This is a genomic window from Erysipelothrix sp. HDW6C (genome assembly GCF_011299615.1).
In the GTDB taxonomy this organism is placed as follows: domain Bacteria; phylum Bacillota_I; class Bacilli_A; order Erysipelotrichales; family Erysipelotrichaceae; genus Erysipelothrix.
The window spans coordinates 781,257-802,820 of record NZ_CP049861.1 but is presented as its reverse complement, the minus strand read 5'-3'; the positions used below and the strand labels follow the sequence as shown (position 1 = coordinate 802,820).

The 21,564-nt window shown below is 40.4% G+C and carries 16 protein-coding genes; 5 read left to right on the top strand and 11 right to left on the bottom strand.

Annotation, left to right across the window (positions count from 1 at the left end; translation table 11 throughout):
- Window positions 1-8: 8 nt before the first annotated feature.
- Window positions 9-1,340 (bottom strand): alpha-galactosidase, encoded by a 1,332-nt coding sequence (gene melA / locus G7062_RS03505; RefSeq protein ID WP_166064539.1) that lies wholly within the window; start codon window positions 1,338-1,340, stop codon window positions 9-11.
- A 161-nt stretch (window positions 1,341-1,501) separates the two neighbouring features.
- Between melA and G7062_RS03500 the strand changes: the two genes are divergently transcribed.
- From G7062_RS03500 to G7062_RS03490, 3 genes are read left to right on the top strand one after another with little or no spacing between them, the layout of a single operon-like run.
- Entirely contained in the window at window positions 1,502-2,506 is a 1,005-nt protein-coding gene (locus tag G7062_RS03500) for a LacI family DNA-binding transcriptional regulator (protein ID WP_166064538.1), read from the top strand.
- Window position 2,507: 1 nt separating this feature from the next.
- The gene (locus tag G7062_RS03495; RefSeq protein ID WP_166064537.1) at window positions 2,508-3,476 is read left to right on the top strand and encodes a BadF/BadG/BcrA/BcrD ATPase family protein; all 969 of its coding nucleotides are present in this window, start codon (window positions 2,508-2,510) and stop codon (window positions 3,474-3,476) included.
- A gap of 44 nt (window positions 3,477-3,520) precedes the next feature.
- A complete protein-coding gene (locus G7062_RS03490; RefSeq protein ID WP_166064536.1) occupies window positions 3,521-4,210 on the top strand; it encodes a pseudouridine synthase in 690 nt (229 codons plus the stop codon).
- A 26-nt stretch (window positions 4,211-4,236) separates the two neighbouring features.
- On the opposite strand, the gene celB is transcribed toward G7062_RS03490, so the two are convergent.
- The 3 genes from celB to G7062_RS03475 all read right to left on the bottom strand — a co-directional run bounded on the left by celB (window position 4,237) and on the right by G7062_RS03475 (window position 7,706).
- Window positions 4,237-5,526 (bottom strand): PTS cellobiose transporter subunit IIC, encoded by a 1,290-nt coding sequence (gene celB / locus G7062_RS03485; protein WP_166064535.1) that lies wholly within the window; start codon window positions 5,524-5,526, stop codon window positions 4,237-4,239.
- Between the two features lie 45 nt (window positions 5,527-5,571).
- On the bottom strand, window positions 5,572-6,741 hold the full coding sequence (locus tag G7062_RS03480; RefSeq protein ID WP_166064534.1) for a PLP-dependent aspartate aminotransferase family protein: 1,170 nt from the start codon (window positions 6,739-6,741) through the stop codon (window positions 5,572-5,574).
- A 128-nt stretch (window positions 6,742-6,869) separates the two neighbouring features.
- On the bottom strand, window positions 6,870-7,706 hold the full coding sequence (locus G7062_RS03475) for a MurR/RpiR family transcriptional regulator (RefSeq protein WP_166064533.1): 837 nt from the start codon (window positions 7,704-7,706) through the stop codon (window positions 6,870-6,872).
- A gap of 451 nt (window positions 7,707-8,157) precedes the next feature.
- Here G7062_RS03475 and G7062_RS03470 point away from each other — a divergent pair, with 451 nt between their 5' ends.
- On the top strand, window positions 8,158-11,280 hold the full coding sequence (locus G7062_RS03470; RefSeq protein ID WP_166064532.1) for a MucBP domain-containing protein: 3,123 nt from the start codon (window positions 8,158-8,160) through the stop codon (window positions 11,278-11,280).
- Window positions 11,281-11,338: 58 nt separating this feature from the next.
- Here the strand turns inward: G7062_RS03470 and arcC are convergent, their stop codons facing one another.
- The 7 genes from arcC to G7062_RS03435 all read right to left on the bottom strand — a co-directional run bounded on the left by arcC (window position 11,339) and on the right by G7062_RS03435 (window position 20,644).
- On the bottom strand, window positions 11,339-12,274 hold the full coding sequence (gene arcC / locus G7062_RS03465; RefSeq protein ID WP_166064530.1) for a carbamate kinase: 936 nt from the start codon (window positions 12,272-12,274) through the stop codon (window positions 11,339-11,341).
- Complete coding sequence (locus tag G7062_RS03460; RefSeq protein WP_166064529.1) at window positions 12,271-13,083, bottom strand: DUF2877 domain-containing protein; 813 nt, start codon at window positions 13,081-13,083, stop codon at window positions 12,271-12,273. Before G7062_RS03460 ends, arcC begins: the two co-directional genes overlap by 4 nt.
- Before the next feature lies 1 nt (window position 13,084).
- A complete protein-coding gene (locus tag G7062_RS03455; RefSeq protein ID WP_166064528.1) occupies window positions 13,085-14,350 on the bottom strand; it encodes a DUF1116 domain-containing protein in 1,266 nt (421 codons plus the stop codon).
- A gap of 3 nt (window positions 14,351-14,353) precedes the next feature.
- Complete coding sequence (gene fdrA, locus G7062_RS03450) at window positions 14,354-16,105, bottom strand: acyl-CoA synthetase FdrA (protein ID WP_166064527.1); 1,752 nt, start codon at window positions 16,103-16,105, stop codon at window positions 14,354-14,356.
- A 141-nt stretch (window positions 16,106-16,246) separates the two neighbouring features.
- Entirely contained in the window at window positions 16,247-17,476 is a 1,230-nt protein-coding gene (locus tag G7062_RS03445; RefSeq protein WP_166064526.1) for an amidohydrolase family protein, read from the bottom strand.
- Between the two features lie 24 nt (window positions 17,477-17,500).
- Window positions 17,501-18,853: a citrate transporter gene (locus tag G7062_RS03440; RefSeq protein ID WP_166064525.1), complete on the bottom strand. Its 1,353-nt coding sequence runs from the start codon at window positions 18,851-18,853 to the stop codon at window positions 17,501-17,503.
- A 153-nt stretch (window positions 18,854-19,006) separates the two neighbouring features.
- Complete coding sequence (locus G7062_RS03435; protein ID WP_166064524.1) at window positions 19,007-20,644, bottom strand: PucR family transcriptional regulator; 1,638 nt, start codon at window positions 20,642-20,644, stop codon at window positions 19,007-19,009.
- Between the two features lie 150 nt (window positions 20,645-20,794).
- Here G7062_RS03435 and G7062_RS03430 point away from each other — a divergent pair, with 150 nt between their 5' ends.
- Window positions 20,795-21,550, top strand: coding sequence for an alpha/beta hydrolase (locus tag G7062_RS03430; RefSeq protein WP_166064523.1), 756 nt, complete (start codon window positions 20,795-20,797; stop codon window positions 21,548-21,550).
- Window positions 21,551-21,564: the final 14 nt, after the last annotated feature.

Below are 21,564 nucleotides of genomic sequence, written 5' to 3'. Positions count from 1 at the left end.
ATTGTCTCCTATTTAAGCTCTAATGTTTTGAAGTGTTGTAGATATTCCTTGTTCTTATAAAGCATTTCTTGAACCATATCTTTGATTTCTTGCATGCTGAGAACAGCAGATGTCAAGGGATCAAATAAGATTGCTTGAAATACTTTTTCCGCATCCCCTTCGATGGCAGCCTTGACAGCAAGTTCTTCGATTTTTGCCGAGTTATTTACCATAATTGAAAGGTGATCTGGTAAGGTTATTTGTTGTACAGTGTGAATTCCACGTGTTGTTGCTACTACTGGAACTTCAACACAGGCACCATTATCAATATTTGTAATATAGTTTTGATTGCGAATGTTACCATTAAAGAAATACGGTGTTCCATCGCCAAACAATGCATTGAATATATGCGAAGCATATTCGTTTCCGCGTTCGAGTTCAATTTCACCCGTCGCAACCCAGTCTTTGTACTCTTGTTCCCAGGTATGTTCACGACCTAAATACTCATCCAAGATATAGGCATAGTGACCCGGATTCCAACCTGTACCATAGGTACAATATTTTTCAATCAAATCGGGACGTTTACGGAACCACGCTACGTATTCAGAGTTATGACCACTGGATTCTGTAATAAAGTAACCTAAGTGTTTGAACATCTCAATGCGTAATTGTTCTTCATTAAGAATTTCATCACGCTTGATTGCTTCCCAAATTTGTGGATAAGCGTCTTCACCTTTAACTTTAAATTCGAGGTGGAACGCTTGGTGATTTATACCTGCACATGTATATTCAACATCTTTCATATCTGCGCCAATCCATTCGGCCAACATTTCTGCAGTACCCTGAACACTATGGCATAATCCGGTAACATTTACTTTTGTCTGTGTTTGAAGGAAACTTACTAACATTGCCATTGGATTTGTATAGTTTAATACAATCGCATTGGGACAGAGTTTCTCAACATCACGAATAATATCAAGCATCACAGGTGCAGTTCGCAAGAATCGGAAGATTCCGGATGGACCCCGTGTATCACCAACACAGGTGTCAACACCATATTTTTTAGGAATCTCAATGTCATGACGCCAAACTTCAACGCCACCCTGTAAGATTGTAATCAACACACCATCTGCATCTTTAAGTGCTTCTTCACGATCTGTTGTCGCTTTAACTGTAGCGTTATAGCCTCCTTTCTCAACAATACGCATAACACCATCATATGCGTACTCAAGTCTTTTTTCATTAATATCCATGAGGTAAATCTCACAGCCATCAAAAGCATCAAATGTGAGAATATCACGGACGAGTCCACGGGTGAAGTCCAAAGACCCCGCTCCAATAAATGCAAACTTACGTTTCATAAACCACCGTATTTACTAAACATTAATCTATGTTTACCTTTCATAACCCGATTATAGCGACGATTTCTCGTGTTGTAAAGGCTTTCATAAACGTTTTAGTAAAATAATTGACAATTGTCTGGTTTTATACTAGTATGTTTAGTAAACAAGGGAGAATGAATATGTCAACACTAAGAGATGTCGCCAAACTTGCGAATGTATCCGCCGCCACTGTTTCACGCGTATTATCCGAAGATCATACGTTTAAAATCAGTGATGAAACACGACAAACAATTATGGACGCAGTAGCAACTTTAAACTACACCTATAAAAGTAAAAAGAAAGGATCGATACCCTTTCGTGTCGCAGTAATTCTTGCGCTTACATCCGAGAAGTACGGGGATCCTTTTTTCAATACAATCCTGAGCACGATTGAAGAAGAGTGTTCAAAACATAACATCAATCTCATCGCTATTAAGAATTACACCGAACTTAATGCTCCAAACGGATTTCAAGAACTTCTCGATTTGCAGCCAGATGGCGTTTTCTTAATGGAGAATCTTCCAAAATCTATTCTTGATGCGCTTGTACGTGAAATTAACCATATTGTAGGTATCGACTTTGATTCTTACCACTTCAACAATGTTGGTTTCGATAAACTTGAAGCAACAAACCAAGCCATGGACTATCTTTTCAGAAAAGGGTTTCGCGACATTGCATATATTGGTGGGAGCACTCCAAATGAAGAATTTGAAGGAACACACCGTATGATTGGTTATCGCGAATCATTGCGACGTCACCAAATTCCGATGAATCCGCGCATTGTTTTTGACTGCGGATGGGATATTGACACATGTGCCCACATGACAGAATCTTTAATGGCATCAGAACATCGCCCAGAAGCAATCTTTGCAGGAAGTGATACACTTGCTGCGGTAATCCTGAGTGTTCTCTATGAAAAAGGTTATAAAGTTCCTGAGGATATCTCTGTACTTGGTTTTAACGATATACCCGGCAGCGCTCATACTATACCCACACTCACAACGATTAATGTTCCAACCAAGACAATTGGCCAACTTGCTGTCAAGAGAATGCGTGAGCTGGTCATTGAAGGCGATACCCTTATCACAAATACACTTGTAACAACCCATGTCGTTGAACGCAACTCAATCAGAAAGGATAAATAAAATGCGCTACTATATTGGAATTGATGGCGGTGGAACAAAAACAAAATTTACCCTCGCCAATGAAAACGGAAAAGTACTTACCAGCACAACGAAGGCAACCATTCATTATCTTCAATGCGGTCTTGAGGGATTGAGTGAGCGAGTTCAAGAAGGCGTTGGCACTTGCCTGAAAAACACCGATTTAAACATCACAGATATCGCTCATATTTTTGTTGGTTGTCCTGGTTATGGAGATATTGTTCGTGACACCCCTCGTATAGAAAAAGCGATTCAAATTGCCTTGCAGACGATACCTCATTCAATCGGTAACGATACCGATAATGCACTCGCTGGCGCACTCGCTGGTGAAATTGGGATTTGCGTTATTGCCGGAACAGGATCAATCGGACTCGGTATTGATGATCACGGGAAACGATTTACATCGGGCGGTTGGCACCATGCATTTGGTGGCGACGAAGGGAGTGCGCATTGGATTGCCTGCAGATATATTCAAGAATACTCAAAACAAAGTGACGGGCGTAGGCCAAAGACTGAACTGTATCACAGCATGAATCGCAATCACGCATTTGAGGATGATACTGACATGTTAAATTATGTAGCGAATGTTTTGGCATTTGATCGCACACAAATTGCAGCAATGGCTGAAGAGTTATCTCCCCTTGCACGCTACAACGATGCTCCCGCTCTTGAAATCTACCGCGATGCTGCTTATGAACTTGGTGAGATTGTAACCGCAATTTATACAAATCTTCACTATGTCGAAACCACGAAAGTCTCATATGCAGGTGGCGTATTCAAAAGTGGTTCATCCATCCTAACTCCCTTTAAAGAAAGTCTCATGGATATTGACTGCGAAGTTGTTGAACCCATCTTCGAACCAAGTATCGGGAGTGTTATTCTCGCGCTTAAGAATGATGGCATTGCAGTAACAGATGCAATCATAGATACTCTGAAAACCACACAAGATTAAATCACATTTTACTGGTATAATAGAATAAAAAGTGAGGATATCACATGCGATTGGATAAATTTTTAGCGCACAACGGTTACGGAACGCGCAAGGATACAAAAACACTTATTAAGAAAAAATTAGTAAGCGTGAACGACAATATTGTTTCGGATTCTGGTTATATTTTGAATCCAGATAACGACCGTGTCACCGTAGATGGCGAATTGATCGAGTATGTCGAGAACGTTTATCTCATGATGAATAAGCCAGCAGGCTACATTTGTTCCCACGATGCGGTTGAATACCCATCGGTACTTGAACTGATTGACACCTATCGAAGTGACCTCTTCTTTGTCGGCCGTTTGGATGCAGATACCGAAGGACTCTTACTCATTACCAATGACGGGCATTTCTCACATGCAATCGCCCATGGAAAGCGTAACATCCATAAGCAATACCTCGTTCATTTGGAAAAACCATTTGACAAACGATTCATCAGTGAACTTCTCGAAGGAATACCGCTTGATGACACCATTTTGAAACCAGCGACGGTTGAGATGATTGACGATAACAAAATCCTTCTGACAATTGCTGAAGGAAAGTACCATCAAGTGAAGCGCATGATGCACCACTGTGAAAATGAAGTTATTTACCTAAAACGGGTCAAAATCGGCTCGCTCAATTTGGACCCCTCTCTTAAGTTGGGTGCATATCGCGACTTAACCGAGGAAGAAATCAATCTATTTACTGCGTAAAAAAAGAATCTTTCGATTCTCTTTTTCTAGGCATCAATTGCTGATGTCTTTTTATTTTCAATTGCATAAGCTGTGTCATCCGCAATTTTAAAGAATGGATAATAGATTGCTACGGATATTATAATATTTACAAGCTGTAACAACGTACCTTTGATGCTTCCTGTCGCAAGATAACCTCCAATTAGTGGTGGCATTGTCCATGGGACCATTACACCATTTGTCATCGGCACTATCTTAAAGTACATGGCGGCATATGAAATTGTAAATACTACCACAGGTGCCAATACATAGGGAATAATCATGATTGGATTCATGACGATTGGAAAACCAAACATAAGGGGTTCATTTACCCCAAACACTGTTGGAGGAACGGCTATTTTTGCCAATTCTTTCATTTGTCTACTGCGACTTCGTAGAATCAAAAGGACAGCGATTGCAATCAGCACACCACTACCACCCATCCATACAAATACATTATAGAAGGAGTAATTGATAATATTTGGAATTTCAGCACCTGCTTGGAAAGCAACTCTATTTTGATCCAACATCAACATGTATGTTGGCTGCATAACACTGAGCACCAAGTCCCATCCGTGGATCCCTACAGTCCAAAACAGTGATGTGATAAGGATTGCCACCAACCCTCCAACATAACCACCACCCAGGTAAGATAGTGGTCCACCAAGGATTACAGCAATAATTTCGTGGATGTTTCCAAATCCAGTTGCTTCGACAATTAATCGAATCACCCAGAATAATGTCACTGTTAAGATCGATGGAATCAGAGCGACAAATGATTTACTGACTGCGGGCGGTACGTTTTCAGGCATTTTAATAACAATGTCTTTTTGAACCATAAATCGGAATATCTCTGTACTTACAAGTGAAACAACGATTGCAACAAAGAGACCTTTACTCCCCATGTATGCAAGTGGTATTCCACCATCTGCTGTAAGTGGGGTAACAACTAAGAACGCAGCCAACGAAATAAATCCTGCCGATACACCATCAACACTGTATTTATTCGCAAGACTGTTTGATATCGCAAACACACAGATAAGTGCCATAATGCTAAATGTCGCATTAACTGCATAATCAAGTTTCACAGTCCAATCCGCTCCAAATATTCCAGCTACAAATTCTGTATATCCTGGAATTGGAAGATTTCCGATGATTAAGAAAATTGATCCAACAATGATTAATGGAATGGACGCTGCCATACCGTCACGAATTGCTAGCAAGTGACGTTGACCTCCAATTTTCATTCCTAAAGGAAGTACTTTTTCATTCATAAATTTGCTAATTTTATTTCCCATTATTATTTCCTTTCCTCATTTTTAAAATTACTTTTTAAAAGAATACTATTGTTTCAATCCATACGCTACATCAAGTGCAGACTTTATATCGTTAATTGTCGTTTCCGCTTCAAGCAGACCCACAAACATTCTTGTATGTGTAATATCAAGTCCACGTGATGCCATCACCGCTTGGTTGTCATCTTTAAATCCCGGTAATATCATACTCTCGAATCCACCCCAACTTACACCAATCATAAAGGTACTGAGTTCATTGACAAAACTCTTTAATTTTTCAGTATCTTTATCCTTGAATGTTAACGACATTAAGCTACCATACCCACTGAGGTACTCATCCGCCAATGCGCGCTGTTGTACATAAGGATGATAAATTGTTTCAATACGAGCATCATTGCTAAGAGCATCAATGACTTCGATTACATTCTTGCTGTGCTTCTCCATACGCAGCGGCAACGTCCGAATGCCTCGTATCGCCAAAAAACTGTTCATGGGACTGCATGTTGATCCCATTGTTAAGTAACCTGTATTTTCAATTTGTGTCACGTGGTCGAAAGAACCCAACACAGCACCACATACAATATCAGAGTGACCGCCAATATATTTGGAACACGAATGTAACACAACATCAACGCCAAATTCTAACGGTCTTTGAAATAATGGGGTTGCCCATGTATTGTCAATCATTGTAATGATGTTTCGCTCCTGAGCAATTCTTGTGATTTGCTTTAGTGCAACCATCTCAAACTTCTGACTTGATGGACTTTCCATATAAATTACATCTGTATTCTCCTGAAGTGCGCTTACGATGTCAGATGTATCCGTGGAAGCTACAACTGTATGGGATACACCAAACCTTTCAAGAGTTTTTATATACTTTAGTGTTGTTGAATAAATCGAATTAACGACAACAATATGGCTCCCATTGTGTAGAAATGACTGTAATGTTGCACTAATTGCTCCCATACCTGAAGCAAATACTTTACACTTTTGCGCTCCTTCCAACTTACAAAGGATGCTCTCCAGTTTATTATTGGTAGGATTCGCACCACGCGTATACACAAAGTGATTGAATTCATCTTTACTTGCATCAACATATTCTTGATAGTCTCGCGAGTAGAATGAAGAAGTCATCGCAATTTCTGGGGAAATTGATTGGTGCTCACTTTCATCCGTTAGAACCTCAAGACATGTTTTTACTAAATCATTTTTGATCATATATTTTCAACCTCGTTCCGAACAAGTCCATCTTAGCAAGCGTCAAGTAACTTCTCAAATGATTATCGCTTACAGAAAAAAATTACCGCTATTTCGATTCAGATTGCTCGAATAGTGGTAATTTGTATCTATTTATTCAAATACTCGTCTTTAACCTTCACAATATAGTCTTGGTTCTTAGCATAATTATTGCGGTAGAGTCCTGCATAAATTAAATTAATCGCATAAGAAATCGCAGCATACGAGAAAGTAATCCGAATCAATTCATCTTCTTCATCAATAGGCGGCAACGGTAAAATACGGGTAGCTAATCTTCCTACAGGGCTCTTTTCATCCGAAGTAAGTGCAATGATTATTGCACCGCGTTTCTTTAATATCTTGCAAGCATTAACGACTTCGGCACTTTTACCTCCATATGATATTACGAAGGCAACATCGCGCGGCGTCGCTTGAGCACATAAGAAGGTTTGCTCTGGTTGTAAGAATGCAATGCGGACGAACTTCGATACTTTCAAGAGTTTGTTTTGAAAATCATGCAAACTGATAAAACTGTCACTGATACCGACACCATACAGATTCTCTGCTTTATTGATTGCATCAATTGTCCCACTTAACAATTCAGTCGTTAGTAGCAACTGCGTCGAAGTAATGGCACGTTTCTGTAATGAACCAATACTATCCACGAGTTCAAGCTCGTTACTATTTTCATTTAGTGGTATTTGCTCTTCAGTAACCATCATATGCACATTCAACGATCGAAGCAAACTGATTTGGAAATCACGGTATCCGTCGACACCCAGTTTCTTACAGAAGCGTGTCACAGTCGCAATTGATGTATTGGTTGACGCCGCCAGCTCATGAATTGATATTGTTAGCACACGATCGGTATGCGCAAGAACATAATCTGCTATATGTCCTTGAACTGATGACAGTCCATCTTTACTTTGGAGTTTGCTATATACCATTATGACATCCCTCATCTCTCCTTGAATAATACCTTATCATAACAAAACACGCAAGATATCAAACATTACCATTATTTTAGGACAGTTTTCTTTAAAAATGGCTGTGAATCGGAAATATGTTTCTTTTATTTTGATTAAATTAGAATTGATTCTTCAGGTATCGATAGTGTTTTTCACTGACTTTAATCCAAAGTTATGCTATTATAAAATTAATTCAACTACTATTAAGTTCCCGATGTTTAGGCTCTATTCCTATCATATATAGAACCCAAACAATTCAATGTTTTACCGATTATTATCAAGCACCTTATGTTTTGCTTGCTTTTTTGTCTTTATCACATGTTTCATTCGTGGGGATGGGTTATAAAAAGGAGGTTTGTTGATAACACCCATTACACTTTATTGTATGTTTCTTTTGAAATGAAATCGAAGTTCGATAAAGGGGATATTTATGAGAAAATCAACAATTTTACTTTGCCTTATTCTGTTACTATCAACAGCCTCTGCACACCCGGTGCACGCAGACAACGCTGATAAAACATACTTACTCACTGGTTCAAACTACTATACCGACAGTACTGTTGATAAAGGTTTTTTAGATACAGTAATTACTACAAACATCACAAATCTTGTCGCTTCAGCAGATGCTGGAATCATTGTTTACGCTCAAGGGATGACTTATAATGAATTTTATCTGGCCAACAACATTGCAATTGAAGATCGTTATTCTGGTTATATGGGTGTGCTTGATCGTAACTCAAACTTGATTAACACAAACCCCACAAAGTATGGACCACTAACATATGATGGCCCTTCAATTCCTACGGTTGCCACAACTGCAGCTCCAAATGCGATTGCAGGTAATATAACGTCTTCAAGACTAACCGTTGGAGTCCTGCCAATTGTGCCAGGAAATACGAATACAACGACAATTAAGAATTACGGTACTGGTACTTATTTCCCAAACCTTATCGGCTATGGCGAAGATAATACCGTAAACGATTATATGATGACAGAAAAGAATAAAATGACCATTCCTACACGTTACAATACCACGCGAAGTGATATTACTCTAACGATGCGTAGCTCACCGTCGCACGGGCTTCGAGGCGCACAAACATATTTAAGAGCAAAGAATGGAACAGACCTTATCGGTTCATATGCGAGCAACCCAAATTATTACATCAATGCAACCGCAAATCTTCACATTACACCGTATGGATACTCACAATTAGGGGGTATAGGAAAATTGTATATGGATAGCGCCATACGCAACGCGAATGGTCTGATGATAGAAAAAGGTGTTAATGAGTTTTCATCAACACTTAATACTGGCTTGCGCGAAATCCAGAAGAACAGTGGTGCAAGTAATATTCCCGGTGGCATGGGTGGTCAAATTCAATTAACGGGGTTCTATCGCGGTTCCGACTTGGATTCCGACTTTTTCGCAACCGAAACAGAACGTACCAATGACGCTATCAACGATACTGAAGTTGTATATTTTATGTATGCATCCGGTGATACATTACGTGGCAACGATAATCCTGCCTTCTTAAATGTACCCGATGCCTATAAGAGCGGCATTAGCCTTGATAATGGTAATTTATTGAAACTACTCTCTCCTAATGTATCAACCTTCATAATCGAAACAACACGCCCTTTTTTCTCAAATTTTGGTGACTTATCAACAATTATTGATTGGGATGCGACGAAACATGCATCTTTTGATACAACATTAGGAGGTTCAAGTTTCACTTTAACAGATAATGGAATTTTCTCTGATGGAACCGCAATCGGTACTGACATTGATAATATCCGTGTTTTCATTAATGCTGAGGCGACAGCGTATACTTTAACTGAACTACCAGTTGCACTTTCTGATGATTCCTATGCAAATCAGGATGTAACACTCACGTATACCTACACCGCTCTGGATGCGAAAGCTTCTGCCATCGGTAAACTTCCTGCTGATATTACAGCGAATGATGGTGCCTACGCAGTCCCTTTCACCCGTACAATTCATGTTGCCGGTGGAACCGTAACCACACACTTCGTAGACGAGGATGACCTTGCCATCGCAAGCACAAGTATCGCTACAAAAGTGGTTGGAACACATTACACAACACAACGACCTTCAACCATAACGTATAACAATAAAAACTACACATTAAAAACTGAAGCAACCAACAAAACCGGTACTACCACAAGCGGAAATACGGATGTAACCTATGTCTATGAGCTGGATGAACCTGCGATTGAAACAGCGACCATCACAACTTATTATCACGACACAAATGGTACAGACCTTCAGACCCTTACAACACAGATTCTTAATGTTGGTCAAACCTACACAACGACACGACCAGAGACCATTCAATTCAACAGTGAAACTTACATACTTAAAACGGAACCAGCCAACAAGAGTGGTCCTGTTGTGTCGGGAAATACGGATGTCATTTATATCTATGAAATCCCCGACCCACAAGTTAATACCGTCACTGTTACGACATATTATCAAGATGAATCAGGAACCGATTTGCAGCCAAGTATCCTTCAAACTGTGAATACAAATTCTCCGTACACAACAACACGACCGCAAACAATAAACTACAACAACCAAGTCTACGCTTTATGGAGTGAACCTACAAACAAAGATGGAACTGTAGGTACTGATCCAATAAATGTTATTTATACCTACCGAATCGAAACACGTGCGGAACTTGACGGTACTGTTACTACATACTTCAAGCGTCAAGACGGCGTCGATATTCAAACCAGTCAGATTCAGACACTGACAATTGGAACAGCCTACACCACAACAGCCCCAACAACTATCATCTTTGATGGAAAGACATACCTTCTTAACACTGCACCAGCGAATGCAAGTGGTACTGTCGTTGCTGGAAATACCGATGTTACTTATACATACGATCTCACATCACCACAACAGCAGACAGGAACTGTTACAACCTACTACCGAAACATTGCCGGCCAAGATATTAAAGCAAAGTCAATACAAACACTCGTTGTTGGAACACCCTATACTACTGCACGAACCGCAACAATATCCTATAACGGAAAAGCGTATACAATTAAAGTCGAGGCAACCAACAGTACAGGAAATGTCATAAATGGTAATATCGATGTCATTTATACATACAGTGAACTGAATAACGAGATTCAAACCGCAACCGTCACTACAAAATACCAAGATACGAATGGTACCGATATCCGCGATGCAACAGTATCAACCTATAATGTCGGAACGAACTATCAGACACAACGTCTTGAAACACTTGAATACAACGGGAAGCAATATAAACTCAAAGCAGAACCAAGCAATACCCAAGGAATTGTTAACGAGGATATTCTTGTGGTTTACATTTATGAACCAATCAACCGTTCAACACCTGTTGATAAAGATCCGAAGAATAACGTCGACTCACTCCCCAATGCAGGAATCAACTCTTCGCTTTTACCAATAGTGGCAATGATAATACTTGGATCAGGAATCTTTTTGATTCTAATGGAGTCGAGAAACTTACTCTCGGACCAAATGAAAACCAAGAAGTAAAAGGTTCACACAAAGAAAGAGTCACTCAATTTATGAGCGACTCTTTTCATTGAATACTCTATGATTGAATGGTTGTGCCATTCCCCTCAGAAATTGCCAAATGGGCATTCTCTAAAGATGTAATAATGGCTTTACGGTTTTGTCGACCTTCTACAAATCGAACTGATGCCTCCACTTTGGGCAGCATTGATCCTGGAGCAAAATGTCCTTCATTAATATATTGGTTGGCCATCGGAATCGTGAGTGTCGTTAACCATTCTTGGTTGAACTTGCCATAATGAATTGCTACTTTGTCGACACCTGTAAGAATTACAAGGATATCGGCATCAATTTCATCAGCCACTTTTGAAGCCGCATTATCTTTATCGATTACGGCATCGACCCCAACATACTTCCCATTTTCCTCGATAACAGGGATTCCCCCACCACCATTTGAGATTACCAAGACACCTGCATCCACAAGTGATTTAATGGCGTCACGCTCGACCACAGTCACCGGCATCGGTGATGCAACAACACGACGGTAACCGCGGCCTGAATCTTCAATGTATGTATATCCATTCTTTTCGGATAGAGCAAGCATTGTTACTTCATCGTAAAAGGGACCAATTGGTTTTGTGAGTGTGGTGAATGCTGGATCCTGTTTATCAACAACAACTTGTGTTAGGACGGTTGCTACTGACTTATCGATTGTACGCTCTCTCAACTCATTTCCAACCGCATTTTGAAGATGGTAACCAATATACCCTTGTGACATTGCTGACGCTTCTGCAAACGGCATTTCAGGGATATCTTCAGTTTGTTGGGCTGCTATATCAAAAGCCAAGTGAATCATTCCAACTTGAGGTCCATTTCCATGGACTACCGTTACATCGTGACCCAGTGCAATCAGATCGACAATACTTCTGGCAGCAATCGCTACCGCATCTCTTTGTTCGGATGGGGTCTCACCCAAGGCATTTCCACCCAATGCAATTACTATTTTCTGTTTCATATGTTACCTTCTTTATTAAGTATTTCTTCCAATCCCCACGCAATACCCAGCAAGGTATCACAACCGGATGTGTGTCCATAATCTAAAAACGAAATAAGTTGACGCGTAAATGCTTCATCACTTGCACAATGCAGACTTTCTAGAAAATTTACCATTCTAAGACTCCATTTGTTTTCCAGTGCGTAGTGAAGATACTCGTAGGATACATGGGTTGTAGTATCTATTTTGAGTCTATCTGATAGTATATTTTCAGTAGCACTCACGCACATATTTAACGAACGCGTGATTGCCAAATACCCAAGTAGAACATCATCTCCTGATGGAGTGAGTCCACGTCCACGACCCAAAAGCCATTGAACCCTACTTTCAGTATCCGGAAGTTCAGTTTTAATTATTTGTAGCGTTTCATCCACTGAAAGATCAAACCCTGTCGGTGTTGTAATATTTCGGATTAAGTGTAGACGTTTCTCAAGACTGGCACTGTCTTGAGAAAACGTCGACATTGTCCATGCATCAAGGGGACAATCAGCAAGTTCAACCGTAATAGGTTTAAGGAGATTACGGAAGTAAAGTTTGGCATTATGATAAAAGACTGTTGTTTCCTTACTGACTAAAGATAATTGATGCATGTCATTTTGTGATAGTTGGATTCCAAAAGGAGAATTTGAATCACCTATAAATATAAGACGATCATCAACAAGAAGATTAAGACCATGACTAAAGGTACTGTGTACATGAATTAATTCATGATTCTCAGTTAACATTGTCTTGGCTGATTGCGAAATCGACAGTGCCTTTAGTGTTGTCATATTATCCTTCCATTCCAAGTTTTTTAGCGTAAGCAGCAATGGCTTTTTCAAAACAAGCTACAGGTGGGTGTACCGTCCCTGCACCAATTTGACCACGGCCTGCTTTTTTATTGGCAATACCTGTATTAATAACCGGGGTGATCCCTGTTGCTACGACTTTGCGAGCATCAATGCCCAGGTGTGTACCCTTGAAATTCCATGTTGGGATGATAAAGTTTGGATTGTGGTCCATGACAATCTCATCCATTTCATTGGAAATTCGCAGCGCATCATCAAAGCCACCCGTTCCAACGAAACGTGTAACGGCTGGAGCAGCAATCATCGCCATCCCTCCAACTCCGAACGTTTCAGTAATTGCACTGTCACCCATATCAGGACTTGCATCATCACCGGTATATCCTGTGAAGTAAAGACCTTGTGGCGTATTTACGGGAGCTACAAACCATTCATCACCCATCCCAGCAATACGAATTCCAAAGTTTTCTCCATTACGACACATCGCTGTGACTATGGTTCCTTCTTTGATTTGACGTGCGCCATCCATGACTGCTTTCGCAGAAGCCATCATGATGTTAAGAAAGAATTGATCTGTATCAGCAAGAAATTGTAAAACTTCTGTTCGTTCTGCATCGCTGATATCCTTCAAGCGTGCGATAATTGGCGTAACTTCTTTTAAGAAAATAAGTGATGCCGCAATATTTCGTTGATGAAACTCATCGCCCATTGCAATAGCACGGGCAACCATTGGATTGATACTTAACCCTTCATCCATAGCTCGAATTGCTTTTCCAAGTACGGGTCCAAGCGTATCGCGCATCCATTCGAGTCGGGTGATAACTTCTTGTGAGTAAGCACCAAATCGAAGTACTGCACCAATGCCCTCATTCATTTGACAATAGGCAACCGTATTGTGAACACGATCTTCAACAACAAGTACAGGCATATTTGCCGAAGTAATACCACCCATTGGTCCTACTGCATTTACATGATGACACGGTATAAATGCAATCTTCCCCTCGGACAACATTTGTCTTGCTTCATCTTCTGTGCTTGCCCATTGTTCGAATAATACGGCACCAACACAAGACCCTTGCATTGGATCTGGCATGTTTTCCCATAAGATTGGCGGCCCAGCATGAAGAAGTACCTTCCCATTCAATTCACTGATAACAGATTTTGCTGGGACGACATCAACAAGAATTGGACTTCCTGCTTTAATGCGATCAATTACAGCTTGGTTTGCATCTTCAATTGTTCTAAATGTCATGATTTAGGCCCCTTTCGTAAATTTATAATTATCAAGATATTTCAATGCTTTAATGAGTGTTGCATCGCCACCTGCAAGTGGACGCCAATCAAATTGAACCACCGTTGCCCCAGCATCCTGAAGATTGTCTGCAAAGCTTTGCAATCCAACATTTATAATGCGTGGTTTTGCGGTTATTAATTCGCTTATTTTTGCGGACATTTTTAATTCCGGAACCACGCCGGTCCCTTGCTCATGAATGGGTCTTTGTTCATAAATAACATTGTGTCCAAGATACTGAAGTGCTGTGAGTACAGCATGGGCGTTACTTTTCGCAACAAACACACCGATATCTTCAAGTATTTGAATTTGTGCTCCCAAATCCTGAGGATCTTGTTTTGTTCCACAAACCGTTGCAACAAATTTTAAATCTCTATTTTCTTGCATTAATTCAACGATTGTTGGGGCGAGTGACCCTGCCATATCAGCATGTGATCCATAGCCTAAGACTACATCAAATAAGACAACACCTGTTCGTGGATCAGAGGCAGCCGACTTCATAAGTTCAATCCGTTTGCTTGGATCAATCATTGGATGCGGACGTCCTTGTGTATATTCATCATCGCCCAAGTCAATAATCTCAAAGCCATCATGGTTTAGCATAAACCCATGGGGTTGTTTCCCTTCTTTGGGCAATTGTAGCGCATCGTTAACAAGCATTGCTGCTTCAGATGCCAAGGTACCACCCGAGTAGTAGGCTTTGATTACTTTGCCTTGAATTCCTGATACAGCTTGTTCAGGCTGACGGTTAAGATTCAAAGTGTGAGGATCTTTTCCTTCAACAAGTGCAACTGCTGCTAGTGCTGCCTCTTCCAATGTGTAAGCACGATAAATATTTGTTTCATGATCTTCTGGTTTTTCTCCCAGGAAGAGTGTGACTACTGGTTTATCCAACGTTCTTAAATAAGCTTCAATCGTTTCTTTAACTTCTTTAGCAGGTGGTTTTGAAACAACGAGAATTACCTTCGTATCCTGTTGTGCTTGCAAGTGATGAATACTATCAAGCATCGTGATTCCACCAACGCCAGCATTCAGATCGCGTCCACCCGTTCCAAGAGCGCTCGTAATCCCTTGACCAGCTTTATCAATTAACGTCGTAACTTCCTGTATTCCAGTTCCAGATGCCCCTACAACGCCAATTGAGCCATCATTTACTTTGTTTGTAAACGCAATCGGGACACCGGCTACTATGCCCGTACCACAATCCGGACCCATTACAAGTAAGTCCAAATCACGCGCCTTCTTTTTGAGACGAATCTCATCTTCTAAGGTGACATTGTCACTAAATAGAAATACATTCAATCCTTTGTCCAGTGCAGTATCCGCCTCTTCTGCGGCATAGATTCCTGGAATTGAGAATACTGCAAGATTAGCATCAGGCATTGCTTCAATCGCCTTATCCCAGTTTCTCACTGTCATCGCACCTTGGTCAGCATCTTTTTTATCACTCTTGTTAAGGAATGCTTCAATCGCCTCCATAACACCATCAACCACATCATCAGATGTGACATCCATCACGATTGCGATATCATCTGCCGCTGCGGTGGTGACTTCATCTGTTAGTAAATCTGCTTGTGCAAAAATGTCTTTGTTCGCCGCTGTTGCCATCATAATGGAAACGCGATTTACACCATCCAATGAAGCAATTTCATTTGTTAACAACATTAAGACCACGGAATCTTTATATGCGTTCTTTTTTATAATTGTTTTTATCATACTCTGTATCCTTTCTGCTTCCTCGAATCAATCATAGTCCATGTAATCATGTGGGTCATTATCCTTAACGGATAAAGAAGTCCTCATTTATTAGTCATTTACCGAATTATTGGATAATAAAAGGCGCAGTGCGCCTTTGCATTATTGAATCCCAAACTGCGTCGTTTTTGAATTTTCGACTGTAACTCGTCCTGATTTCACTACCACCGACTTGATTGGTAAGTCAATGATGGCATCACCATACGATGTTGTATCCAAAAGAACCATATCAGCATTATTTCCGACTACAATTCCATAACCATCTAAGCCTAAGGCACGTGCAGGATTTGTTGTGATCATTGGCAATACTGTTGGTAAGTCCGCAGCACCACCAAGGTGAGCTACTGGGATTGCAAGCATCGCTGTTTGAACAATATCCCCTGTACCATATGGTGTAAAGGCATTACGAATGTTATTTGTTGCAATACATACGTTGACTCCCGCATCACGGAGTTTGCGAATTGGTGTGACAGTACGGCGCACATTGTATGTATCATTACGTGCACCCAAGTGAAGATCAGTTGCAGGCAGAGCCATTACACTGATATCCGCTTCTGCCATTAGTTCCAAAATCGGTTGTAACTCTTCGGGTGGCAATGCAGCAATTGCAGTTAAGTGCCCTACGGAAACACGACCTTGATACCCCGTTTCAATTGTTTTCTTTGCAAGGTAATCAATTGATATTTTATCGGCATTATCGGCAAAATCTTGGTGAAGATCGATGGGCTTATTAAAGCGTTGCGCAAGTTCAAACACATAATCAATATGTTCAATTGCATCACGGTCATTATAAGGAACCGCACCTACAACGTCTGCTCCACGTTCCATGGCTTCAACCATCATTTCCTCTGTTCCAGGTGCTTTAAAGATTCCTTCTTGTGGAAAGGCGACAACTTGAATGTCAATGTAGTCTTTGAACTCTTCTTTGATTTTCATAATAACATCAAAACCAGTAAATCCTTGTGATGGATCAAATTCAGCATGTGTACGCATAAATGTGACGCCATTCGGTAATATCAATTCTTTCAATGCTTTGGTAGCACGTTCATAAATATCTTCAGCTGAGAACGTAGGCTTCAATGATGCCGTAACTTCGATTGCCTCTTTGAGCGTTCCTGATAGATTTGGCTTGCGATTCGCAATTAAAGCTTTATCCAAATGAATGTGACTTTCAACAAGACCTGGTACCAATACACGACCGTTTCCTTCAATCGTGCGTTTAACATCGCCATCTACGTGATCCTCAATGGCAACAATCTTACCATCTTTGACAGCAACATCTTTTAACGCACCTGCTTCATCAATACGAACATTTTTAAATAGTAAATCCATAATACGTTCCTCCTATGTTTACCTTTAAGCAAAAATAAATGATGCAACAACCAACAAGACACTCGCAAGTGATAACCACTTAATATTTCCCTTAACGACTTGTAGAATAGGGATTTGGAATCCTGACGAAAGTGCCTGCATGGTAATATTAACGAAACTCATTTGACTTCCTAATCCAACGCCCATGGTGATAAACCCTAGTTGAATTGGTGTAAATCCAAGGGCAATACCAATTGGCAAGACAAGCGTCAATATGGAGCCGACATACGCCCCTGCAGGAACACCAATAAGAATTCCCGTTAAGACTGCAACAGGAACCACAATTGCTGTCGGTGCTGCCGATGCAACGTTTGCGATAACTGCAAAGGTACCTGTGCTTGCGATAACGTTAATGAATCCTAAGAAAATCCCTACTTGAAACAAGCGTGTCAGAATGTAATTTGACCCTTCAATCATTGATGAGAAGGCTTTATTAATATCCAAGCCTGTACATACAACAATGAGCAATACTGTAACAATCATATAAACAATCGGCGAGAAGAACACCTTGCTGATTAGGGGTCCAAAGATTACAGAGAATAAGAGATAGATTGCAGGAATGGTATATTTAAAGAGTTTCCCATTTGACATATCTGCATATTCTTTATTCTCAGATTGTTTGAATCCCAACTTACGACGTTTAACACCAACGAATGCAATACCAATCGCAAGAATCAAGAAGAACAACCAGAATGGACGCATTGCATCAACATATGTTGCTGCTTCAAATCCACCCAATTGTGAAGTAATGCTTGTTTCAAGCGAAGCAGGTGATGTTGTAAACGATACCGCAGCTGCAATCGACATACCGGCAATTAACTCCGGAATCGCACCTACTGCAGCAAATGCTAGTGGAGCAATAACCATTGCACTACCACCACCGATACCGGACATATAGGTTGCTGCTGCAACAAGAATGACAAGAAACGCAGATACATATTCTACTTTTCCTTTTGTAGCTCGGTTGACAAGCTCTAGGGCAGCTGTATAACTTCCTGCCTTAAATACTGCCATCGCAATCGCGGAGTTAATGATAGGAACCGTGATTGTAAGCATTGTTGGAATTGCTCCCAACACCTCTTTGTTCATTTCAGCAAGTGATACACCACCAATGATCATCGCGATACCCGCAGCGATTGCACCCGCCAAGACCATATCAACTTTTAGAAATAGCAATACCAATACTAGAATTAGTGGAATGATGACCATAACAGCCTTGAAGCCTGTTGGTGCAACAATCTCACTAATCTCCAAAGCCATGATGCTCTGTGTTGCTATGGTTAACAAACCAAAGACAAGCGTCAGAATAAGAATGAGCTTCTTCCCTCTTTTTTTCATGATTTCTCCTCCTTGTTATGAAATCATTACAGAAACTAACGTATCTGTTCTGTAGTTTTATTCTATATCAGGGTGTAACCGATTACTTGTCCCAAATAAGGCAAAAAAACATCCTCTTTTATCCATTGTGGATAAAAGAAAGAAAAAACAACCTTAGACGGTTGTTTTAGAATGTCCCAAGAGCTGGAAAATACGAATGCCAATCATGATTTGAAGCATCTCTTCAGGATTATCGAAATCCAATTTGGTCAGTTCCTTTATCTTTTCAATGCGATAGCGAACAGTCTTTGGGTGAACAAACAGTATATCAGCCGTTTGCTTGTAGTTTTGATTGGTATCTAAGAATACCCGAACCGTCTCAAAATAATCAGGGTCGTGTTCATACAGTGTCTTCACAATATCCGAAACATAATCATTCAAATCATTTTCCTTTGATAACTCAATCAAGATACGGTAGATACCCAAGTCTTTATAAAGTACGACAAATGATGGTTGATGAATCATATCAGAAATTTGCACAACACGAAGCGGTTGTGCGGCAAGGCGAGGAATATCGCTCAAATTACCTTGATCACTGATTCCAACGCGCAGCACGATGTTGCCACGATTGTGCTCCTTAAATACTTTGGTTAATGTTTCTTCAACATAATCCCGAAATGCTTGGTCCGTTGTGAAATTATCCTCAACAATAAACGTCAATCGATTGGAGAAGATACGATATGCATTTCGCGGCCACACACTTTTTATAGAATCAATGATACCGTTTGTACATCCCATATATGCAGTATGTTCTTGAAACGAGCGATTTCCGCTTGAGACCTTTCCTTCAAAGTGTTGCCATGTTACCACACGATACTTTTTATCCAGTGATAATTTTAACAGCAGTGCATTCTCATTTAGTTCTTCGATATCCTTATATTTACCATTAATTATGTGGTCAACAATATCGTTCATATGGCTTTCTTTCTCACGAGAAAGCGCAACTTGTTTGATTCCTTCAAATTGCAGTGTACTTGCGGCATTCTCAATTGCCATAAAATCAATCATTTCGACAAATGTTTCAACTTCACGAATCGCTAAATACTGAGGTGATCCATCCATTCCTGGTATCTTGCAGACCAAACGCGATTGCATGACGCCACCGTCCACAATTAATTCACGGAAGTACTCGTAATGCATATACTGTTCGCGAAACAGTTCACGCGCATCACGCACCTCAACATCCAGTGCACCACGTTCCGTTGTCGCAATGCATTGTCTCACATCATCATAAAGACTGACATCCCGTCCAATAATCTTTTTCAACACATCCAAAACATCTTTGCTTTCTGGTTCACGCATGGCCAGTGTTTTAAACTCATGATGCACATTTTGATAAACATCCAGCATATCTGCTTTCTGGTTAATTAGGTTTTGCATCACTTCGAGAATTATTGAACTGTACGGTACTGTTTCGTTGATTTGAATGAGTGGCAAATCATGATCCGCGCACCCTTCTATCAAACCCGCTGGGATTGCATCCACAAACCGTCCCATTTTTATGATCAAGCCACTTGCCCCACGCTTTTTCATTTCCGCAACAAAATCAGCGTACTCTTGACGTGTGCTTTCCTTGAGAGAAAATAGACTGCTTAATACCAATTGGCCCGGTTTCAACCACCGTTCAATATCGTGTGCTTCCATAACAATGATATCTGTTACTTCGTTGTAGATCCCTTCTTTCCCCGATAGTAATGCTGCGGACTTTAGAGCGGGAACTTTTAGTACGTCTTTAACCATGTATTGCATCATGAATCACCTGTCTTTATAAACCTATTATACCTTAACGCCAAACTTTTGGAAGATTTGCGCACATTACCTACACAATTTCCGTTTTCTTTATCCACCATGTCTAATGCATTGATTCAATTATTTTGTATAATTAAGGAAAGAGGTATTCCTATGATTAACAGCGACACATTAACACTCTACGCAACACCCACTTCAAAGTTCACACTTTTCTATTTTCATGGCGGCGGTCTAATTTTTGGATCACGCAACGATTTACCCAAAGATGTGATCACTTTCTTCAACAATCAGGCTATCACAATCATCGCCATTGATTACCCCCTTGCACCTGAGATGAAGTTTGATGGTATTCTAGCAAGTTTAAAGCAAACACTGACGGATGTTATAGCGAGTGGTAATATTCAGTCCTATGGTTTCTTCGGTCGTTCTGCAGGAGCATTTTTAGCGCTACAATTAGCTGCTTTCTTTAAACCAAAGTTTATCATTTCTTTCTACGGTTACAGTGGCAATCGGACAGACTGGATGTCGACACCCAATAGGCACTACCTTGCATTACCAAAAATCCCAGAACGCACTTTGCAACACCTTATTTCCCCTACAATCCTTACAAGCGCATCTGTGGGCGAACGCTATAGTTTGTATGTCCACTCACGACAAACAGGAGTTTGGCTTAGCTATCTTGGTAATTCGCTTCCTACTATAAATCTTGATATATTATCACCTGTATTTGCATGGCATAGCATATTTGATCCTGATGTTCCTTATATTGAATCAAGTACAATCGTCCAGGGCAATCCACAGTCAGTACTGGTTTCAAGTTCTCACAGAGTTCACGAGCTTGATGTCCAATACTTTGAGGAAATCAAGACTTCACTTCTGGATTGGCTAAATAAGATGCTTACACAGTAATACAAAAAAGTAGC